The organism is Stenotrophomonas sp. YJH_SMC_106-19 (assembly GCF_059368375.1).
In genome coordinates this window covers 1-19,102 of the sequence record NZ_JCAFRQ010000003.1, presented here as the reverse complement: position 1 = coordinate 19,102, position 19,102 = coordinate 1, and the positions used below count along the sequence as shown (strand labels likewise).

At 66.9% G+C, this 19,102-nt stretch carries 19 protein-coding genes; 15 read left to right on the top strand and 4 right to left on the bottom strand.

The window, feature by feature from the left end; all coding sequences use genetic code 11:
• Positions 1-1,776, top strand: coding sequence for an EAL domain-containing protein (locus AC5P5M_RS10955; RefSeq protein WP_065182186.1), 1,776 nt, complete (start codon positions 1-3; stop codon positions 1,774-1,776).
• Between the two features lie 54 nt (positions 1,777-1,830).
• Here the strand turns inward: AC5P5M_RS10955 and AC5P5M_RS10950 are convergent, their stop codons facing one another.
• From AC5P5M_RS10950 to flgA, 4 genes are all read right to left on the bottom strand, one after another.
• Complete coding sequence (locus AC5P5M_RS10950; RefSeq protein WP_065175707.1) at positions 1,831-3,048, bottom strand: ATP-binding protein; 1,218 nt, start codon at positions 3,046-3,048, stop codon at positions 1,831-1,833.
• Positions 3,049-3,139: 91 nt separating this feature from the next.
• Positions 3,140-3,478 carry a flagella protein gene (locus tag AC5P5M_RS10945; protein WP_053517922.1) on the bottom strand — a complete coding sequence of 113 codons (339 nt, stop codon included), beginning with the start codon at positions 3,476-3,478 and terminating at the stop codon, positions 3,140-3,142.
• Positions 3,475-3,780, bottom strand: a complete 306-nt coding sequence (gene flgM, locus AC5P5M_RS10940) for a flagellar biosynthesis anti-sigma factor FlgM (RefSeq protein WP_053517921.1) — start codon at positions 3,778-3,780, stop codon at positions 3,475-3,477. Before flgM ends, AC5P5M_RS10945 begins: the two co-directional genes overlap by 4 nt.
• A gap of 75 nt (positions 3,781-3,855) precedes the next feature.
• Positions 3,856-4,512 carry a flagellar basal body P-ring formation chaperone FlgA gene (gene flgA, locus AC5P5M_RS10935; RefSeq protein WP_476341591.1) on the bottom strand — a complete coding sequence of 219 codons (657 nt, stop codon included), beginning with the start codon at positions 4,510-4,512 and terminating at the stop codon, positions 3,856-3,858.
• A 129-nt stretch (positions 4,513-4,641) separates the two neighbouring features.
• On the opposite strand from flgA, the gene AC5P5M_RS10930 reads away from it, so the two are divergent.
• The 14 genes from AC5P5M_RS10930 to AC5P5M_RS10865 all read left to right on the top strand — a co-directional run.
• A complete protein-coding gene (locus AC5P5M_RS10930) occupies positions 4,642-5,586 on the top strand; it encodes a chemotaxis protein (RefSeq protein WP_053517918.1) in 945 nt (314 codons plus the stop codon).
• A 118-nt stretch (positions 5,587-5,704) separates the two neighbouring features.
• Positions 5,705-6,100 carry a flagellar basal body rod protein FlgB gene (gene flgB, locus AC5P5M_RS10925; protein ID WP_476341593.1) on the top strand — a complete coding sequence of 132 codons (396 nt, stop codon included), beginning with the start codon at positions 5,705-5,707 and terminating at the stop codon, positions 6,098-6,100.
• Positions 6,101-6,103: 3 nt separating this feature from the next.
• Positions 6,104-6,511 (top strand): flagellar basal body rod protein FlgC, encoded by a 408-nt coding sequence (flgC, locus tag AC5P5M_RS10920; protein WP_053517916.1) that lies wholly within the window; start codon positions 6,104-6,106, stop codon positions 6,509-6,511.
• 23 nt (positions 6,512-6,534) lie between these two features.
• Positions 6,535-7,218, top strand: coding sequence for a flagellar hook assembly protein FlgD (locus AC5P5M_RS10915; protein ID WP_053517914.1), 684 nt, complete (start codon positions 6,535-6,537; stop codon positions 7,216-7,218).
• Between the two features lie 31 nt (positions 7,219-7,249).
• Positions 7,250-8,473 (top strand): flagellar hook protein FlgE, encoded by a 1,224-nt coding sequence (gene flgE / locus AC5P5M_RS10910; protein ID WP_053517912.1) that lies wholly within the window; start codon positions 7,250-7,252, stop codon positions 8,471-8,473.
• A gap of 32 nt (positions 8,474-8,505) precedes the next feature.
• Positions 8,506-9,255, top strand: coding sequence for a flagellar basal body rod protein FlgF (locus AC5P5M_RS10905; protein WP_065175709.1), 750 nt, complete (start codon positions 8,506-8,508; stop codon positions 9,253-9,255).
• Between the two features lie 103 nt (positions 9,256-9,358).
• Positions 9,359-10,144, top strand: coding sequence for a flagellar basal-body rod protein FlgG (gene flgG / locus AC5P5M_RS10900; RefSeq protein ID WP_053517910.1), 786 nt, complete (start codon positions 9,359-9,361; stop codon positions 10,142-10,144).
• A gap of 22 nt (positions 10,145-10,166) precedes the next feature.
• Positions 10,167-10,859: a flagellar basal body L-ring protein FlgH gene (gene flgH / locus AC5P5M_RS10895; protein WP_253118440.1), complete on the top strand. Its 693-nt coding sequence runs from the start codon at positions 10,167-10,169 to the stop codon at positions 10,857-10,859.
• Between the two features lie 8 nt (positions 10,860-10,867).
• Positions 10,868-11,995 carry a flagellar basal body P-ring protein FlgI gene (locus AC5P5M_RS10890; RefSeq protein WP_414487527.1) on the top strand — a complete coding sequence of 376 codons (1,128 nt, stop codon included), beginning with the start codon at positions 10,868-10,870 and terminating at the stop codon, positions 11,993-11,995.
• Position 11,996: 1 nt separating this feature from the next.
• Positions 11,997-13,193, top strand: coding sequence for a flagellar assembly peptidoglycan hydrolase FlgJ (flgJ, locus tag AC5P5M_RS10885; protein ID WP_476341599.1), 1,197 nt, complete (start codon positions 11,997-11,999; stop codon positions 13,191-13,193).
• A gap of 8 nt (positions 13,194-13,201) precedes the next feature.
• A complete protein-coding gene (gene flgK, locus AC5P5M_RS10880) occupies positions 13,202-15,082 on the top strand; it encodes a flagellar hook-associated protein FlgK (protein WP_495205863.1) in 1,881 nt (626 codons plus the stop codon).
• Positions 15,079-16,281 carry a flagellar hook-associated protein FlgL gene (gene flgL / locus AC5P5M_RS10875; RefSeq protein ID WP_053517905.1) on the top strand — a complete coding sequence of 401 codons (1,203 nt, stop codon included), beginning with the start codon at positions 15,079-15,081 and terminating at the stop codon, positions 16,279-16,281. Before flgK ends, flgL begins: the two co-directional genes overlap by 4 nt.
• A 370-nt stretch (positions 16,282-16,651) precedes the next feature.
• Positions 16,652-17,869: a flagellin gene (locus AC5P5M_RS10870; protein WP_495205862.1), complete on the top strand. Its 1,218-nt coding sequence runs from the start codon at positions 16,652-16,654 to the stop codon at positions 17,867-17,869.
• Between the two features lie 72 nt (positions 17,870-17,941).
• On the top strand, positions 17,942-19,102 hold a 1,161-nt coding region (locus tag AC5P5M_RS10865; protein WP_495205861.1), incomplete at its 3' end, for a flagellin.

The following is a 19,102-nucleotide window of genomic DNA, read 5'->3' as shown; positions in this document are numbered from 1 at the left end:
ATGTGGAATCCCAATCTGCCACTGGTCAGCATCGACGATGCCCCTGACCGCCTTGGCGCCGGCAATCCCGAGCTGCAGGCGATGGTGGCCGAAGCCGCTTCGGGTGGCACGCCGCTGATGCTGATGCATGTGGACATCGACCACTTCGCGTCGGTCAACGAGAACATGAGCGCGGAAGTGGGTGACCAGGCGCTGGTACTGGTGGCGCAACGCCTGCAGTCCTACCTGCGCGGGCGCGGCAAGCTGTGGCGCCATGGCAGCGACGAGTTCCTGATCGCCGTGCCGCGCGACGCCGACCTGCCGCTGCCGGAGGACTTCGCCGAAGAAATCCGCCAGCAGATGGAACTGCCGCTGTCGGTGCTGCCCTACACCCTGTTCATGACCGGCAAGCTGGGCGTCAGCCTGTGCCCGGAGCATGCCAGCAGCACCTCGCGCCTGCTCGATCATGCTGAAGATGCGCTGTACCAGGCCGCCCGCGAGGGTGGCAACGCGGTGCGCATCCATGCCGTGGACACACCACCCAGCGCGCACAGCGAGAGCATCATCGCGCGCCAGATCGTCGATGCCATCCCCAATGCCGAGCTGAAGCTGCGCTACCAGCCCCTGGTCAGCGCACGCGATGGCCATGTGGTGGGCATGGAAGCCCTGCTGCGCTGGCAGTCGCCGACGCTGGGGATGCTGGTACCGGAGCGCTTCATGCGAACGGCCGAGCGGCTCGGCATCATCGTGCAGATCGGTACCTGGGTGCTGGAGGGCGCGCTCAAGCAGGCCCGGCTGTGGCGCGACCAGGGTTTCGACGACTTCACCATTGCGGTGAATGTCTCCACCCTGCAGCTGCTGCGACCGAATTTCTTCGCCGAAGTGATGTCGCTGCTGCAGGCAGCGGGCGTGCCGGCGCAGATGCTGACGCTGGAGATCAACGAAAGCGCGCTGACCAACAACGTCAATTTCGTGCACGAGACCCTGGCCAACCTGCGCAACGAAGGCATCAGCCTGAGCCTGGACAACTTCGGCACCGGCGACTCCAGCCTGAGCGCGCTGGTGCGCTATCCGGTGGACAAGCTGAAGATCGACCGCAGCTTCATCAAAAGCGCACCCGCCGGCAACCGCGAGGCCGCCATCGCCCGTGCGATCATCGCCATGGGCCACCAGCTGGGCATGACGGTGATCGCCAACGGTGTGGAATCGCAGGCACAGCTGGGCTTCCTGCGCCGCAACGACTGCGATGTGTTCCAGGGCTATCTGTTCGGCGAACCGATGTCGGCCGATGCCGCGGGCATGACCCTGCGCCGGCGCTACCTGCGCCCGGAAGCATTCGCCGAGACCCGCCCGGACCGCACCCTGCTGCTGCTGGACGATGAAGAGAACGTGCTGCGCTCGCTGGTGCGGCTGTTCCGTCGCGACGGCTACCGCATCCTCGCCGCCGGCAACGTGCGCGACGCCTTCGATCTGCTGGCGATCAACGATGTGCAGGTGATCCTGTCCGACCAGCGCATGAGCGACATGAGCGGCACCGAGTTCCTGGGCCGGGTGAAAATGCTGTACCCCGACACCATCCGCCTCGTGCTGTCCGGCTACACCGATCTGAACACGGTGACCGACGCGATCAACCGCGGCGCGATCTACCGCTTCCTGACCAAGCCATGGAACGACGACGAGCTGCGCAAGCACATCCACCAGGCCTTCCGTACCTACGAGGAACAGCGCCGCAGCAACGCCGGCCCGGTGACGATGGACGCAGGTGATGGTGGCGAGGATCGCCCGCCGTTGCGGTGATGGAGGCCGCCGGGCATGGCCCGGCGCTACCGTGCACCTGTGCCGTGCGGCGGCTCAGCGCGGCTGCTTCACCGGCAGCACCACGCGGAAGCGCGAGCCGACGCCGGGGGTGCTGTCCAGATCGATGCGACCGTGATGCTTGTTGATGATGCTGTAGGAGATCGACAGGCCCAGGCCGGTTCCGCTGCCCACTGGCTTGGTGGTGAAGAACGGATCGAAGATGCGCTGGCGCAGTTCGGGCGAGATGCCGCCACCGGTGTCCTCGAACTCGACCCAGACATGGTCGCCCTCCACGCCGGTACGCACGGTGATGGTGCCACGCTCGGCGATGGCATGGCCGGCGTTGAGCAGCAGGTTCATGTAGACCTGGTTGAGTTCGGACGGCAGGCACTCGACCAGCGGCAGCTGGCCGAACTCACGCACCAGGGTGACCTTGTACTTGAGCTCGTTCCAGATGATGTTGATGGTGGACTCGAGGCCGGCGTGCAGGTCGACCAGCTTCCACGACTCATCGCGGCCGGAGTACGAGAAGTCCTTGAGGTCGCGCACGATGCGCGTCACCCGCTCGATGCCCTCGCGTGACTCGGCCATCAGCTGTGGCAGATCGCGGCTGATGAAGTCGATGTCCAGCCGGTCACGGATGTCGTCGATCTCCGGGATGAGCGCCTTCGGGTCGGGCGCACGCAGGGCGCGCTCGTAGGCCTCGATCACGGTGAACAGGCTGCGCAGGTACTCCTGCAGGCTGCCGAGATTGGAGTGCACGTAGCCGATCGGGTTGTTGATCTCGTGCGCGACGCCGGCGGCAAGCTGGCCGATGGACGCCATCTTCTCCGACTGCAGCAGCTTTTCCTGCGTGCCGTTCAGTCGAAGGTAGGCCTGGCGCAGTTCGGCATGGCGCTGCTGCAGCTCGCGCTCGTAGTCTTCCTGGCCCTCGATGTGGCGGAACAGTGCCAGGTAGTGGCCCTGCCCGGGCGGACCGTGATGGTACAGATGCGCGATGACCACGCCCTCGCCCAGCGGCAGGCTGCCGTTCCAGTGACCGTTCTGGCGGGCGTGCTCCAGCGCGTCCGGCGGCAGCAGCTGACGCAGGCGCTGTGGTGCCGGCAGAAGGCCTTCGTCGCTGGCCAGCAGGTTCTGCGCGGCCGGATTGGCCAAGGCGACCTGACCGTCTTCGGTGAACAGCAGCAGGCCCTCGCGCAGGCGTTCAAGCAACGCCTGCAGCACCGGCTGTGGTGGAAGGGGGGCGGTAACCAGGACGTTGGCAGCGGACACGGCGGCTCAGGGGCATTCGAACAGGCGCCCAATATACGCGGTCGTGCCGCAGGCGACAGCCTGCGAGCCGGGAGGTCCGCGCGAAGTTGCGTCAGGCCACCGCCAGAGGACGGCCAGCGGTGACTGCGTGGGCCTGCCCCTTGGCATCGTAGGCCGAGGCCTCTTCGCTGCGGCCCAGCTGGCGCAGCGCCCAGTTCACTTCGCGGCGCCTGCGCGACAGCAGCACGCCGTTGGCGCGATTGCGCTCGGCCAGCTCCTGCAGCTGTTCGCCCTCGCCCACCGGCGGTGCGCCTTCCAGCGCACGCAGCGCCTCCAGCTTGGCGCCGGTGGCGCGGATCAATGCGTGCACGTCATGCTCGACCAGGGCCTGGCGTTCGACGTCCAGGGCCAGCGCCAGGCGCTGCAACGGCTCGCTCATCGCCGCGGTCATCCGTGCAGCTGCTGGTCCAGCTCAAGCATGCGCGAAGCGATCGCGTCCGGATTGATCGTATAGGTGCCGTTCTGCAGCGATTCGCGCACGGCGGCCACGCGCTGGGCGTCGATCGCCGGCGCCGTGGTCAGTTCGCGTTCGATGGCCTGCAGATTGGTGGCCTCGCCGGTCAGGCGCAGGCTGTCGGCCGCCTCCACCGGACGCGCCGGCGAGTCGCTGCTGACGCCGGGCTTGCTGGCCGGGTTCGTCACGCTGCGCAGTGCCTGGGGGACCTGCAGGTTGCCGTCGATTTTCTGGCTCATGGGGTGTCCTGGAGTTGCCGTTCACAAGGGATAACGGCCGCAGGGCCGTGATCTTTAGGGAAATCTTGCGGGAATTCAACGCGCCACGATTACGTCACCACGGGCATCCACCGTGCCCTGCACGATGCGCCGCGAGGAGAGGTTCTCCACCGAGATGCGTTCGTTCTCGCCGGCATCGCCCATCGCCCGGCCCGCGATGCGCACCTCGACCGAGCCGCGCCGCGACACCAGCGCCACATTGTCTCCGCGCTTGATGAGACGCTGGGTGACCAGGTCGTTGCTCGACAGCAGCGTTCCAGCCTGCAGCGGACGCCGGGCGATGCGGCCGATCGCTGCATTGGGATCGGCCAGCACGGCCCCGGCAATGCGTGCAGCATCGCGTTGGGCGGTACTGATATCGGCAGCCGTCAGCGTTTCTCCAGCAGCGATGCCGCGTGCAAGCACCAGCACCGTCTGGTTGCGCCGCACCTTCACCGGTACGAACAGGCGCCAGCCGCCCGCATCGGGGCAGCTGACCTCGACCGTGGTGTTCGCTGTCGGCTGCACCTGCAGCGCTCCCCCGCACCGGGGAAGACGCAGCGCGTCAGCCACCTGGGCCTCGCCTTCGCTGCCGGCGGGCAGGCTCGACAACGCCGCCGCACGGATGCTGGCCACCGGCTGCCAGTCGGCGGCCAGTGCCCAGGGCGAGGCAATGGCCAGTGCGACTGCCAGGATGGAGGAAATCGGGCGCATGGCGCCTCCTGTCGATGGGACCTGGCCCGGACGCGTGCAAGCGGCGTGCCAGTGCGATGCGCGGCACCACACTCGGCGCCGCTGGATCGGACCCTCAAGTTCCCGCCGCTGCACGCCGATACAGCAGCCATGTCCCATGACCTGCTCAACCGGATCGACCAGCGGACCCGCCTGGCCGGCCACAACCGACTGGCGCTGCTGCTGTTCCGCCTCGGCGGACGTCAGCTTTTTGGCGTCAATGTATTCAAGGTGCAGGAAGTGCTGCGGCGCCCGGAGCTGTTCCAGGTGCCCGGCCTGCCCGGGCAGTTCGCCGGCGTGGCCGATGTACGCGGACGCTCGGTGCCGGTCCTGGACCTGGGCCTGGCGATCGGCCATCCCGAGCGCGAGCCGGATGCCGATACCTCGCCCGGCTACCTTGTCGTCACTGAATTCAACCGCTCGATCCAGGGCTTCCTGGTCAGCGGCGTGGAGCGCATCGTCAACATCGCAGTGGAGGACATCCATCCGCCACCGGAACTCGGCGCTGAATCGAGCTACCTGACGGCGGTCACCCGCTTCCAGGGCGAGCTGATCCAGGTGATCGACGTGGAAAGCGTGCTGGCCGACATCGCGCAGATCCGGGGCGAGGCCGTGCTCGATCCACAGATGGCCATGCCCGCCGACGGCCCGCAGCTGCAGGTGCTGGTGGTGGACGACTCGCGGGTGGCACGCCAGCAGATCCGCAGCGTGCTGGACCAGCTGGGGGTCGGCGCCACCCTGCTCTCCGATGGCCGGCAGGCGCTGGACCACCTGCTGCAGATCCACGCCTCGGGCGAGAATCCCGCCGACCGCTACGCCATGGTCATCTCCGATATCGAGATGCCGGCGATGGACGGCTACACGCTGACGACGGAAATCCGGCGCCATCCGGGGCTGGCGGGGCTGTACGTGCTGCTGCACACCTCGCTGTCGGGCGTATTCAACAACGCGATGGTCGAGCGCGTGGGCGCCAATGCCTTCGTCGCCAAGTACTCCCCGCACGAGCTGGCCGATTTCGTGCTGGACCGCCTGCGCAAGGTGGCGATGGCGGCCTGAGGCCGCCGGGGTTCCGCGCCGGGCATGGCCCGGCGAGCGTAGCGGCGCCCCGCCCCGCCCACGACCTTTTGGCACACCGCTTGCAGCTTCCCGGGCAACGTTCCCCTGGGAGTGCATCGTGCGCAACCTGATTACCGACTACCTGGGCGTACATGCCCAGGCCATGCCGTTGCGCGAACAGCGGATGAAGCTGATCGCCAGCAATCTCGGCAATGCCGATACCCCCGGCTACAAGGCCCAGGACCTGGACTTCGACGCCGCCCTGCGCAGCGCACAGGGACAGGATGGCAACGGCCTGATGGCCACCACCCACGAGCAGCACTATGCGATCAACAACGGCCTGAATCCGTTCCAGATCACGCGCGAGGGTGTCCAGCCCAGCCTTGACGGCAACACCGTCGATCCGGATGCAGAGCGCGCCGCCTACGGTCGCGCCGCGCTGGAGTACCGCGCATCGCTCAGCTTCGTCGAGAGCAAGGTCCGTTCCATGCTGACCGCGATCACGGGGCAATAAGCCATGAGCAACCTGCCGATCTTCGACATCGCCGGCTCCGCGCTGCAGGCGCAGTCGGTGCGCATGAGCACCATCGCCTCCAACCTGTCCAACGCCGACACCGTTGCCGGCTCGGCCGAGGCCGTCTACAAGCCGCTGGAGCCGATCTTCCAGGCGGTCACGAGCAAGGACGACCCGAACATCACCTCGGTGCAGGTGAAGGAAATCACCCGCAGCGAGGCGGCGCCGATCAAGCGCTACGAGCCCGGCCACCCGCTTGCCGACGCCGACGGTTACATCTACCAGCCCGACGTCGATCCTGTCGCGCAGATGGTCAATCTGATCTCGACCTCACGCAACTACCAGGCCGGCGTGGAGATGTTGACCACCGCCAAGGAACTGGCCCTGGCCACCCTGACCATGGGCCGCTGAGGCCCGCAGTACCGGATACCGCCATGACCACTGCCGTCAACAACCAGACCAGCCAGGACGTCTACTCCGCACTGGGCCTGAATGCTCCCAACAGCAACGCCACCAAGAAGAAGAACACCCTGGACCAGGCCGACTTCCTGCGCCTGATGACCGAGCAGCTGCAGCACCAGGACCCGCTCAAGCCCATGGACAACACGCAGATGGTCGCGCAGATGGCGCAGATGTCGACCGTGCAGGGCATCACCGATCTGAACACCACGGTGCAGGGCTTCCAGCAGTCGATGGCCAGCGACCAGGTGCTGCGTGGCGCCGCGCTGGTGGGACACCAGGTGCTGGTGCCGTCCGAGAAGCTGGTGCTGGAGAACGAAGGCAGCGTCGAGGGCACGGTGGCCGCGCCCGGCGCCGGCATCATCACCGTGGACATCACCGATGCCAACGGCGCCAAGGTCACCTCGATCAGCGTCGAGGCCAAGGCCGCGGGCGAAACCGCATTCCAGTGGGATGGCAAGGATGCCGCCGGCAACCGCATGGAGCCGGGCAAGTACAGCGTGGTCGCCAACCATGTCGATACCGCTGGCAAGAGCACCAAGCTGTCCACCTATGTGCAGGCACCGGTGGAAAGCGTGACCGTCGGTTCCGATGGCCTGTACCTGAACCTCAAGGGCCTGGGCACGGCCCCGATCGACTACGTGCTCCGCGTCAGCTGAGCCGCCTACCCGCATCTACCAGGAGCATCCCATGGGCTTCAATGTCTCGCTGTCCGGCATCAATGCCGCCAACTCCGACCTGAGCGTCACCGCCAACAACGTCGCCAACGTCAACACCACCGGCTTCAAGCAGTCGCGCGCCGAGTTCGCCGACCTGTTCGCCGCCACCAGCTACGGCCTGTCGAAGAACGCGGTCGGCTCGGGCGTGCGCGTCTCCAACGTGGCCCAGCAGTTCATCCAGGGCAACAACGAGCAGACCGGCCGCAGCCTGGACATGGCGATTTCCGGTGAGGGCTTCTTCACCATGAACATGAACGGCCAGCGGGTGTACTCGCGTGCCGGCAACTTCCAGACCGATGCCGCAGGCTACGTGACCAACCCGCAGGGCGCGCGCCTGCAGGTGTTCGCGCCCAACGCCGACGGCACCAACTTCGACGCCGGTCGCATGATCGACCTGCAGCTGCTGACCACCGACAGCCCGCCCCGGCAGACCAGCGATGTAAAGGTTGGTTTCACCCTGCCGGCCAACGCCAAGGAACCGACGGTGCAGCCGTTCGATGCCACCAATTCCAACAGCTACAACCACTCCAGCGGCGGCATTACCGTGTATGACTCGCTGGGCGTGAGCCACATCCAGGTGTCGTACTTCGTCAAGGAAGCCGGCGTCAACCAGTGGACCGTGCACAACTTCGTCGACGGCGAGCCCGCAGGTACCCCGACGCCGGTCACCTTCGACAACAGCGGCAAGCTGACCGCACCGGCCAACGGCAGGATCAGCCTCGGCACGTTCACCCCGACCACCGGCGCGGGCGAGTTGAACATGACCCTGGACGTGAGCGGCTCGACCCAGTACGGCGAGAAGTTCGCCCTGCGCAACACCCAGCAGGACGGTTACGCCGCGGGCAAGCTCAACGAAATCACGGTGTCGGACACCGGCGTGGTCTACGCACGCTACTCCAATGGCGACGACAAGCCGCTCGGCCAGGTTGCGCTGACCACCTTCAACAACCCGCAGGGCCTGGAGCAGAAGGGCAACAACGTGTGGGCGGAGACGTTCGATTCGGGTACGGCCCGTACCGGAATGCCCGACACCTCCAACCTCGGCAAGATCCAGGCCGGCTCGCTGGAGGCGTCCACTGTCGACCTGACCGAGCAGCTGGTCAACATGATCACCGCGCAGCGCAACTTCCAGGCCAACGCACAGATGATCACCACCCAGGACCAGATCACCCAGACCGTCATCAACATCCGTTGATGAGCCGCTGACCCTGTCACGGAACTCCCCGCATGGATAAAGCCCTCTACGTGGCGATGACCGGTGCCCGCGCCTCCCTGCAGGCGCAGGGAACGCTCAGCCACAACCTCGCCAACTCCGATACCCCCGGCTTCAAGGAAGCGCTGGCCAACACCGAGGCCTTCCCGATCCAGGGCCGGGGCTTTGCCTCGCGGGTCGATGCGCTGCACGTCGACGCCGGCTTCAACCGCCGGCCCGGTGCGCAGCACATCACCGGCAAGCCGCTGGACCTGGCGCTGCAGACCGGCACCTGGCTGGCCGTGCAGTCCACCGACGGCAGCGAAGCGTACACGCGCGGCGCGGCACTGTCGGTGACACCGAACGGTCAGCTGGTAACTTCCGGTGGGCGCCCGGTACTAGATGACAACAACAACCCGATCGCCATTCCGCCTTACCAGGCGATGGAGATCGGCAACGACGGCACGATCTCCATCATCCCGCAGGGTGAAGGCCCGCAGACCATGGCCATGATCGGCCGGATCAAGGTGGTGCAGGCACCGGACGAACGGCTCGAGCGCGGTCTTGATGGCCTGTTCCGCAACACCGATCCGCTGCAGCCGTTCGCCCAGGCCCTCGGGCCCACCGTGCACAGCGGCCAGCTGGAGGGCAGCAACGTCGATGCCGCCGGTGCACTGGTGCAGATGATCCAGCTGCAACGCCAGTACGAAATGCAGGTGCAGGTGATCAAGCACGGTGATGACAACGCACGCAGCGCCAACAGCCTGCTGCGACTGGGCAGCTGACGGAATTCCGCCGGCGCCGCGTAACGGCACTGGCACACCGCTTGCACGCCGTACCCCATGGGCCGCAGCACGCGGCCGGTTTCAGCCAGACAGGACTCCGAAGATGAACCAGGCATTGTGGATCGCGAAAACCGGACTGGATGCGCAGCAGATGCGCATGTCGGTGGTTTCCAACAACCTCGCCAACACCAACACCACCGGCTTCAAGCAGGACCGCGCCAGCTTCGAGGATCTGTTGTACCAGCAGGTCCGCCAGCCGGGCGGCGCATCGTCGGCGCAGACCCAGCTGCCGACCGGCCTGCAGCTGGGCACGGGCGTGCGCGTGGTGGCCACCGCCAAGAACTTCGAGCAGGGCAGCCAGCAGCAGACCGGCCGCGCGCTGGACGTGATGGTCAATGGCCGGGGCTTCTTCGAGGTGCAGCTGCCCGATGGCAGCTCCGCCTACACCCGCGACGGCTCGTTCAAGATCAACCAGGACAGCGAACTGGTCACCAACAGCGGTTACCCGGTGCAGCCCGGCATCCAGATTCCCGAAGGCGCGCAGTCGGTAACCATCGGCAGCGACGGCACCATCAGCGTGAAGATGGCCGACGACGCCGCATCGGTGGAAATCGGTGCGCTGACCCTGACCGACTTCGTCAATCCCGCAGGCCTGCAGGCGCGCGGCGAGAACCTGTTCCTGGAAACCACCGCCTCGGGGCCGGCGCAGAACGGCAATCCGGGCCTGAACGGGCTCGGCAACGTGGTCCAGGGTGCGCTCGAGGGCAGCAACGTGAACGTGGTGGAGGAGCTGGTGTCGATGATCGAAACCCAGCGCGCCTACGAGATGAACGCCAAGGCGATCTCGACCACCGACTCCATGCTGGCCTACCTCAACAACAAGATCTGACCGGCCCAACCGGGATAACGCCATGTCGCCCACTTCCACCCTCGCCCGCACTGTCCTCGCCAGCACGGTGGCCGCCCTGCTCGGCGGCTGCGTGATTGCCGGCGACGTGCGCCCCTACCCCGCGATGGCGCCGCTGCAGCCGATCATGCCGCCCCAGGCGGAGCCGACGGCCGGTGCGATCTATGCGGCAGGGCCAACCCTGCAGCTGTACTCGGACCGCCGCGCGCGTGATGTCGGCGACCTGCTGACCATCACGCTGCTGGAAAACACCACCGCGCAGACCAGCGCCAACACCGCCACCAACAAGGAATCGAATCTGAGCCTGGGGACGCCCTCGATCTTCGGTGCGCCGGTCACCCTGGGCGGCAAGGACATCCTCAGCGCCAGCGCCAAGGGCGCGCGCGACTTCACCGGCAAGGGCAACAGCGCACAGAGCAACCGCCTGCAGGGCAGCGTCACGGTCACCGTGATCCAGCGCCTGCCCAATGGCAACCTGGTCGTGCAGGGACAGAAGAATCTGCGCCTGAACCAGGGCGACGAGCTGGTGCAGGTGCAGGGCATCGTGCGCCCGGGTGACATCAGCCCGGACAACACCCTTCCCTCCAGCCGTGTGGCCGAGGCCCGCATCGTCTACGGCGGCCGCGGTCCGGTCGCGCAATCCAACGCGATGGGCTGGCTGAGCCGCTTCTTCAACTCCGGCCTGACGCCGTTCTGAGCATGGCCATGACGCTTACCTTCTTCTCTTCCTGGCACCGTCTGTCATCGCTGTGCTGCCTGGTGCTGCTGGCAGTGGCTGCGCCCGCCAATGCCGAGCGCATCAAGGATCTGGCCCAGGTCGGCGGCGTGCGCGGCAACGCGCTGGTCGGCTACGGCCTGGTGGTCGGCCTGGATGGCAGTGGCGACCGCACCAGCCAGGCCCCCTTCACCGTGCAGAGCCTGAAGAACCTGCTGGGCGAGCTGGGCGTGAATGTGCCGGCCAACGTCAATCCGCAGCTGAAGAACGTCGCCGCCGTGGCGATCCACGCCGAACTGCCACCGTTCGCCAAGCCAGGGCAGCCCATCGATGTCACCGTGTCCTCGATCGGCAACGCGGTGTCGCTGCGTGGCGGCTCGCTGCTGATGGCGCCGCTGCGCGGTGCTGATGGCCAGGTCTACGCCATCGCACAGGGCAACCTGATCGTGGGCGGCTTCGGTGCCCAGGGCAAGGATGGCTCGCGGGTGTCGGTGAACGTGCCCAGCGTCGGCCGCATTCCCAACGGTGCCACGGTCGAACGCGCGTTGCCGGATGTGTTCGGTGCCAACGGCGAAATCACCCTGAACCTGCACAACAACGACTTCACCACCGTCTCGCGGATGGTCGCCGCGCTCAACAACGCCTTCGGCGAAGGCGCGGCACGCGCCGTCGACGGCGTGACTGTGGCGGTGGCCGCGCCGACCGACCCGGGTGCACGCATCGGCCTGCTTGCCCGCATCGAGAACCTGGAGCTGACCCCGGGCAGCGCCCCGGCCAAGGTCGTGGTCAACTCGCGTACGGGCACGGTGGTCATCGGCCAGCAGGTCCGCGTCGGCCCTGCGGCGATCTCGCACGGCTCGTTGACGGTGACCATCCAGGAGAACACCAACGTCAGCCAGCCCAACGCACTGGCCGGCGGCAGCACGGTGGTCAGCCCGCAGTCGACCATCACCGCCACCAACGATGGCAGCCGCATGTTCAAGTTCAATGGCGGCACCACACTGGATGAGATCGTGCACGCGGTGAACGCCGTCGGCGCCGCGCCGGGCGACCTCATCGCGATCCTGGAAGCACTGAAGCAGGCCGGCGCGCTGAGCGCCGAACTCGAGGTGATCTGACATGCGCATCACCCCCGCCTTCGAGCTGAATCCGGCGCAGCAGAACGACCCGGCCAGGATCGACAAGGTCGCGCGGCAGCTGGAAGGCCAGTTCGCGCAGATGCTGGTCAAGAGCATGCGCGATGCCAGTTTCGGCGACTCGCTCTTTCCCGGTGAGAACAAGATGTTCCGGGAGATGTACGACCAGAAGATCGCCGAGGCGATGACCCGTGGCAAGGGACTCGGGCTGTCGGCCATGATCACCCGCCAGCTGTCCGGAGCGACCGCCGAAGGACCGGCGCTGGATACCGGCATCGGCGCTGCGAAGGCCAGCCGGGCCTATCAGCTCAACGCGCCCGCCAAGGCGGCGCCGTCGCTGCCGCTGGAGGACGCCGGCCAGGCCGTACGCATGCTGCAGCAGATGGCCGCAGGTGCACAGCAGGATGCATCGGCCGCCATCGCGCCGATGGAACAGGCCCTGGACCTGATCGCCGGCCGCGAAAGCAGCAGCGTCCACCGGTCGCTGGGCACCGATGATCCCTACATCGCCGGGCTTGACGGCCCCGACTGGGCAGCCCGCAACGACCAGTGGGCCGCCACTGCCAGCAACCGTGGCAGCGGCACTACGACCGACGCGCTGGCGACCCGCACCGCGGTTGCCCAGCTGGGTGCGCATACCCCGGAAGGCTTCGTCGCCAGCATCTGGCAGCACGCGCAGAGCGCAGCCCGGGAGCTGGGCGTGGACGCACGCGCGCTGGTTGCGCAGGCCGCACTGGAAACCGGCTGGGGCAAGCGCCAGATCAAGCACGCCGATGGCAGCACCTCGCACAACCTGTTCGGCATCAAGGCCAATGGCTGGAACGGGCAGCGTGCGGTGGCCGGCACCCATGAGTACGTCGATGGCGTGCGCCGTAATGAAACCGCAAGCTTCCGCGCCTACACCTCGCCGGCCGAGAGCTTCGCCGATTACGTGCGCCTGCTGAAGACCAGCCCGCGCTACCAGCAGGCCCTGCAGGCCGGCACCGATGTGCAGGGCTTCGCCCGGGGCCTGCAGCGGGCCGGCTATGCCACCGATCCGCGCTACGCGGCCAAGATCGCCGCGATCGCCGGCGGCCCGACCATCGAGCGTGCCGTCGCCGCCGTGACCGATGCCGGCAGTCGCCTTGGCCAGACCTTCGCCAGCACCGCAACAGCGGCGCTGGGTACCACCCGTCGTTGAGGAACCCCATGTCCAGCGTACTTTCCACCGGTACCGGTGCCCTGCTCGCCTTCCAGCGCGCCCTGGCAACCACCAGCCACAACGTGGCCAACCTCAACACGCCGGGTTACAGCCGGCAGAAGGTCAATTTCGCCACGGCCGATCCGCAGAACTTCGGCTACGGCACGGTGGGCAACGGCACGCGCATCACCGACATCCGGCGCACTGCCGACCAGCTGGCGATCTCGCGCCTGCTCGACAGCAGCGGCGAGCTGGCACGCCTGAAGCAGTTGTCCGGCATGGCCGACCGCGTCAACGCCCTGTTCTCCGACGCCGCCACCAACGTCGCAGGCGTCTGGTCCAACTTCTTCGATTCGGTCAGCGGCCTGTCTTCCAATGCCTCCGGCACGGCCGACCGGCAGAGCATGCTGGACGGTGGCAAGGCACTGGCCAACCGTTTCGTGCAGCTCAATACCCATCTGAACAACCTCAACAGTGAGGTCAACAACGGCCTGCTCGCCGGAGCGACCGAGGTCAACCGGCTGGCGCAGGAGATCGCCCAGATCAACGGCGCCATCGGTACCAACATCGCCAGCGCGGCTCCGGACCTGCTCGATCGCCGCGACCAGCTGATCTCGCAGCTGATCGGCTATACCGGTGGCACCGCGGTGATCCAGGACGGCGGCGTGATGAACGTCTACACCGCTGGCGGCAACGCACTGGTGGTCGGCACCACCGCCACCCGGGTCACCACCGTGGCCGATCCGTACCAGCCCGAGCGCCTGCAGCTGGCGCTGGAAACGCAGGGCAACACCATCACCCTGGATCCCAAGGCCGTCGGCGGCCAGATCGGTGGGCTGATGGAGTTCCGCGACACCGTGCTGACCCCGGCGCAGGCGGAACTGGGCAAGCTGGCGATCGGCCTGGCCGACACCTTCAACCAGGTCCACCACCAGGGCGTGGATCTCTACGGCCAGCTCGGCGGTGACTTCTTCAACATCGGCACGCCGCGGGTGACGGCCAACAGTGGCAACAGCGGGACGGCCAGCATCAGTGCCAGCTTCGGCGATCTCGGCAAGCTGGACGCGCAGAACGTCGTCCTGCAGTTCGATGGCACGCAGTGGAAGGCGAGCCGCGCCGACACCGGCGCCAGCATTCCGTTGACCGGCACCGGCACCGCCGCCGATCCGCTGGTGATCAACGGCGTCGAGCTGGTGGTCGGCGGCACGCCGGCAATCAACGACCGCTTCCTGCTGCAGCCCACTGCCGGCGTGGCCGGCAGCCTGGAGATCGCCATCACCGATCCCTCGCGCATCGCAGCCGCGGCTGCCGTGAAGGGCGCCGCCGCCACCGCCAATACCGGTACGGGCAAGCTCAGCGGCGTCTCCGTGACCGATGCCGGCCATGCGGACCTGCGCAATCCTGCGGCGATCGTCTTCACTTCCGCCACCACCTACACCATCGATGGTGGCCCACCGCAGACCTACACCCCGGGCCAGACCATCAGCGCCAACGGTTGGTGTTTCGTTCTCGACGGTGCACCGCGCACCGGCGACACCTTCAACATCACCCCGACCCCGGCCGGCTCTTCGGACAACAGCAACGCGGCAAGGCTGGCCAAGGTGGAGAGCGCCAAGGCGTTCAGCAGCGGCACCGTCACCCTGAACGGCGCACTGGGCGGGCTGACCACCCAGGTCGGCGCGGCAGCGCGCTCAGCCGAGTACTCGCTTGAAGCGCAGCTGGTGATCAACGAGAAGGCCCAGGACGCGCGCGACGAAATCTCCGGCGTCAACCTGGATGAGGAGGCGGCGAACATGCTCCGCCTGCAGCAGGCCTACCAGGCCGCCTCGCAGTTGATTTCCACTGCCGACAACATGTTCCAGACCATCCTGGGAGCCGTCCGCCGATGAGCAGCCGCATCTCCACCGGAATGATGTTCAACCAGTCGGTGACGCTGATGCTGGCCAAGCAGGCCAAGCTCAATCACCTGGAGCAGCAGATCGCCACCGGCAGCAAGATCGTCAGCGCCAAGGACGATCCCGTGGCCGCGGGCACCGCCGTGGGCCTGGACCGCAGCCTGGCGGCCCTCGAGCGGATGGGCCTCAACGCCGGCAACGTGCAGAACCGGCTCGGCGTGCAGGAGAACACACTGGCCCAGGTCAACGATCTGATGGGCCGCGTCAGCGATCTGACGCTGCAGGCCAGCAATCCGGCGCTGAGCGCCGCGGACAAGAAGACCCTGATCACCGAGCTGAACCAGATCCGCGACGGCCTGCTGTCGCTGGCCAACAGCAGCGATGGTACCGGCCGCTATGTATTCGGTGGCACCCATGACGGCGATCCGCCGTTCGCCAAGATCGACGGCAAGGTGGTCTATCGCGGCGACCAGACCCAGCGCCAGGTGGAAGTGGGGCCGGACACCTACGTGCTCGACGCCCTGCCCGGCAGCGAGATCTTCATGCGCATTCCGACCGGCGATGGCTTCGTCGACGGCAGCGCCGCCGCAGGCAACACCGGCAAGGGCGTGCTGACCAACATCACCCGCGACGGCAGCGACAGCTGGAACGGCCAGGCCTTCAGCGTGCGCTTCACCGCCAGCGACCAGTACGAGGTGCTGGACGCAACGGGCAACGTGACCAGTACCGGCTCCCTGAAGCCCGGCGACGAACTGGAAGTGAACGGCGTGCGCCTGCAGATCACCGGCGCTGCCGAGCCCGGCGATACCTTCAACGTGCAGCCGGCCGGCAGCCGCGACATCTTCGCGACGATGGACAAGCTGATCGCCGCACTCGACGCCGATACCGGCAGCACCGCACAGCTGGCGGCGCAGCAGAACCAGCTGCAGAGTGCATTGCGTGACGTCGGCCGCGCGTCCGAGCGGATGATCGATTCGCGTGCTGCCGGCGGCTCGCAGCTCAAGGCGCTGGACAATGCAGCGGACATGCGCGAAGCCAACAGTGTGACGTTGAAGACCACCCTGTCACAGATGCGCGACCTGGACTACGCCGATGCCCTGAGTCAGTACCAGTTGCAGAGCACCGCGCTGCAGGCTGCACAGACGATCTTCTCGCAGATGCAGTCGATGTCGCTGTTCAACAAGATCGGCTGATCCGTTTCCCGCACACGCCCATGAAGGCCGCGATGCCCTGCATCGCGGCCTTTTTCGTTTCCGCAGCACCCTGCCGCTGCCTCGCCCGCCGGTGCGCCGCGCGCGTTCATTGACGACCCGCGCGCCCAGGTCCGCCCCACCCGGCGCCACCAGCGGCGCCCGCCACCCCTGCCCGCCCCCCTTCCAGGCCGGTGAAACCCCGGAAAAACAGCGTCCCGCGGGCTTTTTCCGGTTCATCGGAATTCACGCCTAAAGGTTGTTGACAAAGCGCCGTTATTCATTTGGCAACGGCGAAGCACACAGCCAAACAAAAAACAGGCGGCGCTTCGTTCCATTCACCTACGGGTTCCAAATAAGAGGAGACGACCCCATGGCACAGGTAATCAACACCAATACGATGTCGCTCAACGCTCAGCGCAACCTGAGCACCAGCGGCAACTCGCTGGCCACCACCATCCAGCGCCTCTCGTCCGGCCTGCGCATCAACAGCGCGAAGGACGACGCCGCCGGCCTGGCGATCTCGGAGCGTTTCAGCACCCAGATCCGCGGCCTGGACGTGGCCATCCGCAACGCCAACGACGGCATCTCGCTGGCCCAGGTCGCCGAAGGTTCGCTGAGCGAAGTCGGCAACAACCTGCAGCGCATCCGCGAACTGGCCGTGCAGGCCTCCAATGCCACCAACTCCAGCAGCGACCGCAAGGCCCTGCAGGCCGAAGTGACCCAGCTGGTCAGCGAAATCGACCGCGTCGCCAAGCAGAGCGACTTCAACGGCACCAAGCTGCTCGACGGCAGCTTCACCAGCCAGCTGTTCCAGGTGGGTGCCAACGCCGGCCAGGCCATCGCCATCAACAGCGTGGTCGACGCCAAGGCCAACTCGCTGGGCGCGACGACCTTCGTCAACGCTGGCAGCGCCACCCTGGATGACGCAGCCGTCGATGCCGCCGCCGGCACGCTGGCCAACATCACGGTGGGCGACGTCAGCATCGGCGACGTCACGTTCGACTACACCACCCCGCCGGGCGCGCCGGCCACCGCCGCCGAGATCGCTGCGGTGCGCAAGGTCAACCAGGACAGCGCCACCAAGGCGCTGGCTGCTGCCCTGAACGGCAAGATCGGCGAAACCGGCCTGCATGCCGCGCAGTCCACCACCGCGGGCGAAGTCACCCTGACCTCGGTCAAGGCCGACAACACCGTGGCCGGTGTGACCGTGAAGATGGGGCCGACCGCCACCGCAACCGATCTGAACGCCCCCGCCGCCGGCACTGCTGCCGCCCACGTCGCCGACATCCAGATCGATACCGTCGCCGGCGCCCAGCAGGCCCTGGAGATCGTCGACAAGGCCCTGGAATCGGTCAACAGCGTCCGCGCCGACCTGGGCGCGATCCAGAACCGCTTCACCTCGGTGGTCGCCAACCTGCAGACCTCTTCCGAAAACCTGTCGGCCTCGCGCAGCCGCATCCGCGATACCGACTTCGCCAAGGAAACCGCCGAACTGACCCGCACCCAGATCCTGCAGCAGGCCGGCACGGCCATGCTGGCCCAGGCCAACCAGGTGCCGCAGAACGTGCTCAGCCTGTTGCAGCGCTGACATGAGCCGCTCCCGGGGCACGTCGGGGGCGTCTGACCCAACTCACGTGCAACCGCTCAAGGACCTCTCCTCATGGCACAAGTCATCAACACCAACACGATGTCGTTGAATGCTCAGCGTAACCTGAGCACCAGCGGCAGCTCGCTGGCCACCACCATCCAGCGCCTGTCCTCCGGTTCGCGCATCAACAGCGCCAAGGACGACGCCGCTGGCCTGGCGATCTCCGAGCGCTTCGGCACCCAGATCCGCGGCACCGATGTGGCCATCCGCAATGCCAACGACGGCATCTCGCTGGCCCAGGTCGCCGAAGGCTCGTTGACCGAGATCGGCAACAACCTGCAGCGCGTCCGCGAGTTGTCGGTGCAGGCCGCCAATGCCACCAACTCGGCCAGTGACCGCAAGGCGCTGCAGGCCGAAGTGACCCAGCTGGTCAGCGAAATCGACCGCGTTGCCAAGCAGTCCGAGTTCAACGGCACCAAGCTGCTGGACGGCTCGTTCTCCAGCCAGCTGTTCCAGGTCGGTGCCAACGCCGGCCAGGCCATCGCCATCGACAAGGTGGTCGATGCCAAGGCCGACGCGCTGGGCAATGCCGTCTTCGACGCCAACACCATCGCCATCGACGAAGGCGATAGCGTCGCAGCCGATGCGGGCAAGGAAATCACCTATTCCGGCCTGACCATCGGTGGCGGCGGCCTGACCTCGGCGATCAAGATCGCCGATGTCAAGATCACCTCCACCGGCGACGCCGCCAAGGACCAGGCTGCCCTGGCCGCGGCGACCGTGACCGCGATCAACGCCAAGATCGGTGAGACCGGCGTCTACGCCGAACTCGACGGCACCACCGCCGGCCAGATCAACCTGACCTCGGTGAAGGAAAGCGTCGACAAGGACGGCAAGTTCGTCGCCATGTCCGCCACCGCAGGCACCAGCGCCGGCGTCACCGGCTTCGACAGCGCCGCCGCCACCGCCAGCACCGGTGCATCACCGGGCAAGCTGCTGAAGGACGTCGACATCAGCACCGTGAAGGGTGCCCAGCAGGCGCTGGAAGTGGTCGACAAGGCACTGGGTTCGATCAACAACACCCGCGCCGACCTGGGTGCGATCCAGAACCGCTTCACCTCGGTGGTTGCCAACCTGCAGACCTCGACGGAGAACCTGTCCGCCTCGCGCAGCCGCATCAAGGACACCGACTTCGCCAAGGAAACCGCTGAACTGACCCGTACCCAGATCCTG

Excerpts from the sequence above, each read along its gene's own strand:
- AC5P5M_RS10955 (WP_065182186.1), top strand. The coding sequence starts at position 1 with ATGTGGAATCCCAATCTGCCACTGGTCAGCATCGACGATGCCCCTGAC.
- AC5P5M_RS10945 (WP_053517922.1), bottom strand. The coding sequence starts at position 3,478 with ATGACCGCGGCGATGAGCGAGCCGTTGCAGCGCCTGGCGCTGGCCCTG.
- flgM (WP_053517921.1), bottom strand. The coding sequence starts at position 3,780 with ATGAGCCAGAAAATCGACGGCAACCTGCAGGTCCCCCAGGCACTGCGC.
- flgA (WP_476341591.1), bottom strand. The coding sequence starts at position 4,512 with ATGCGCCCGATTTCCTCCATCCTGGCAGTCGCACTGGCCATTGCCTCG.
- AC5P5M_RS10930 (WP_053517918.1), top strand. The coding sequence starts at position 4,642 with ATGTCCCATGACCTGCTCAACCGGATCGACCAGCGGACCCGCCTGGCC.
- flgC (WP_053517916.1), top strand. The coding sequence starts at position 6,104 with ATGAGCAACCTGCCGATCTTCGACATCGCCGGCTCCGCGCTGCAGGCG.
- AC5P5M_RS10915 (WP_053517914.1), top strand. The coding sequence starts at position 6,535 with ATGACCACTGCCGTCAACAACCAGACCAGCCAGGACGTCTACTCCGCA.
- flgE (WP_053517912.1), top strand. The coding sequence starts at position 7,250 with ATGGGCTTCAATGTCTCGCTGTCCGGCATCAATGCCGCCAACTCCGAC.
- AC5P5M_RS10905 (WP_065175709.1), top strand. The coding sequence starts at position 8,506 with ATGGATAAAGCCCTCTACGTGGCGATGACCGGTGCCCGCGCCTCCCTG.
- flgG (WP_053517910.1), top strand. The coding sequence starts at position 9,359 with ATGAACCAGGCATTGTGGATCGCGAAAACCGGACTGGATGCGCAGCAG.
- flgH (WP_253118440.1), top strand. The coding sequence starts at position 10,167 with ATGTCGCCCACTTCCACCCTCGCCCGCACTGTCCTCGCCAGCACGGTG.
- AC5P5M_RS10890 (WP_414487527.1), top strand. The coding sequence starts at position 10,868 with ATGACGCTTACCTTCTTCTCTTCCTGGCACCGTCTGTCATCGCTGTGC.
- flgJ (WP_476341599.1), top strand. The coding sequence starts at position 11,997 with ATGCGCATCACCCCCGCCTTCGAGCTGAATCCGGCGCAGCAGAACGAC.
- flgK (WP_495205863.1), top strand. The coding sequence starts at position 13,202 with ATGTCCAGCGTACTTTCCACCGGTACCGGTGCCCTGCTCGCCTTCCAG.
- flgL (WP_053517905.1), top strand. The coding sequence starts at position 15,079 with ATGAGCAGCCGCATCTCCACCGGAATGATGTTCAACCAGTCGGTGACG.
- AC5P5M_RS10870 (WP_495205862.1), top strand. The coding sequence starts at position 16,652 with ATGGCACAGGTAATCAACACCAATACGATGTCGCTCAACGCTCAGCGC.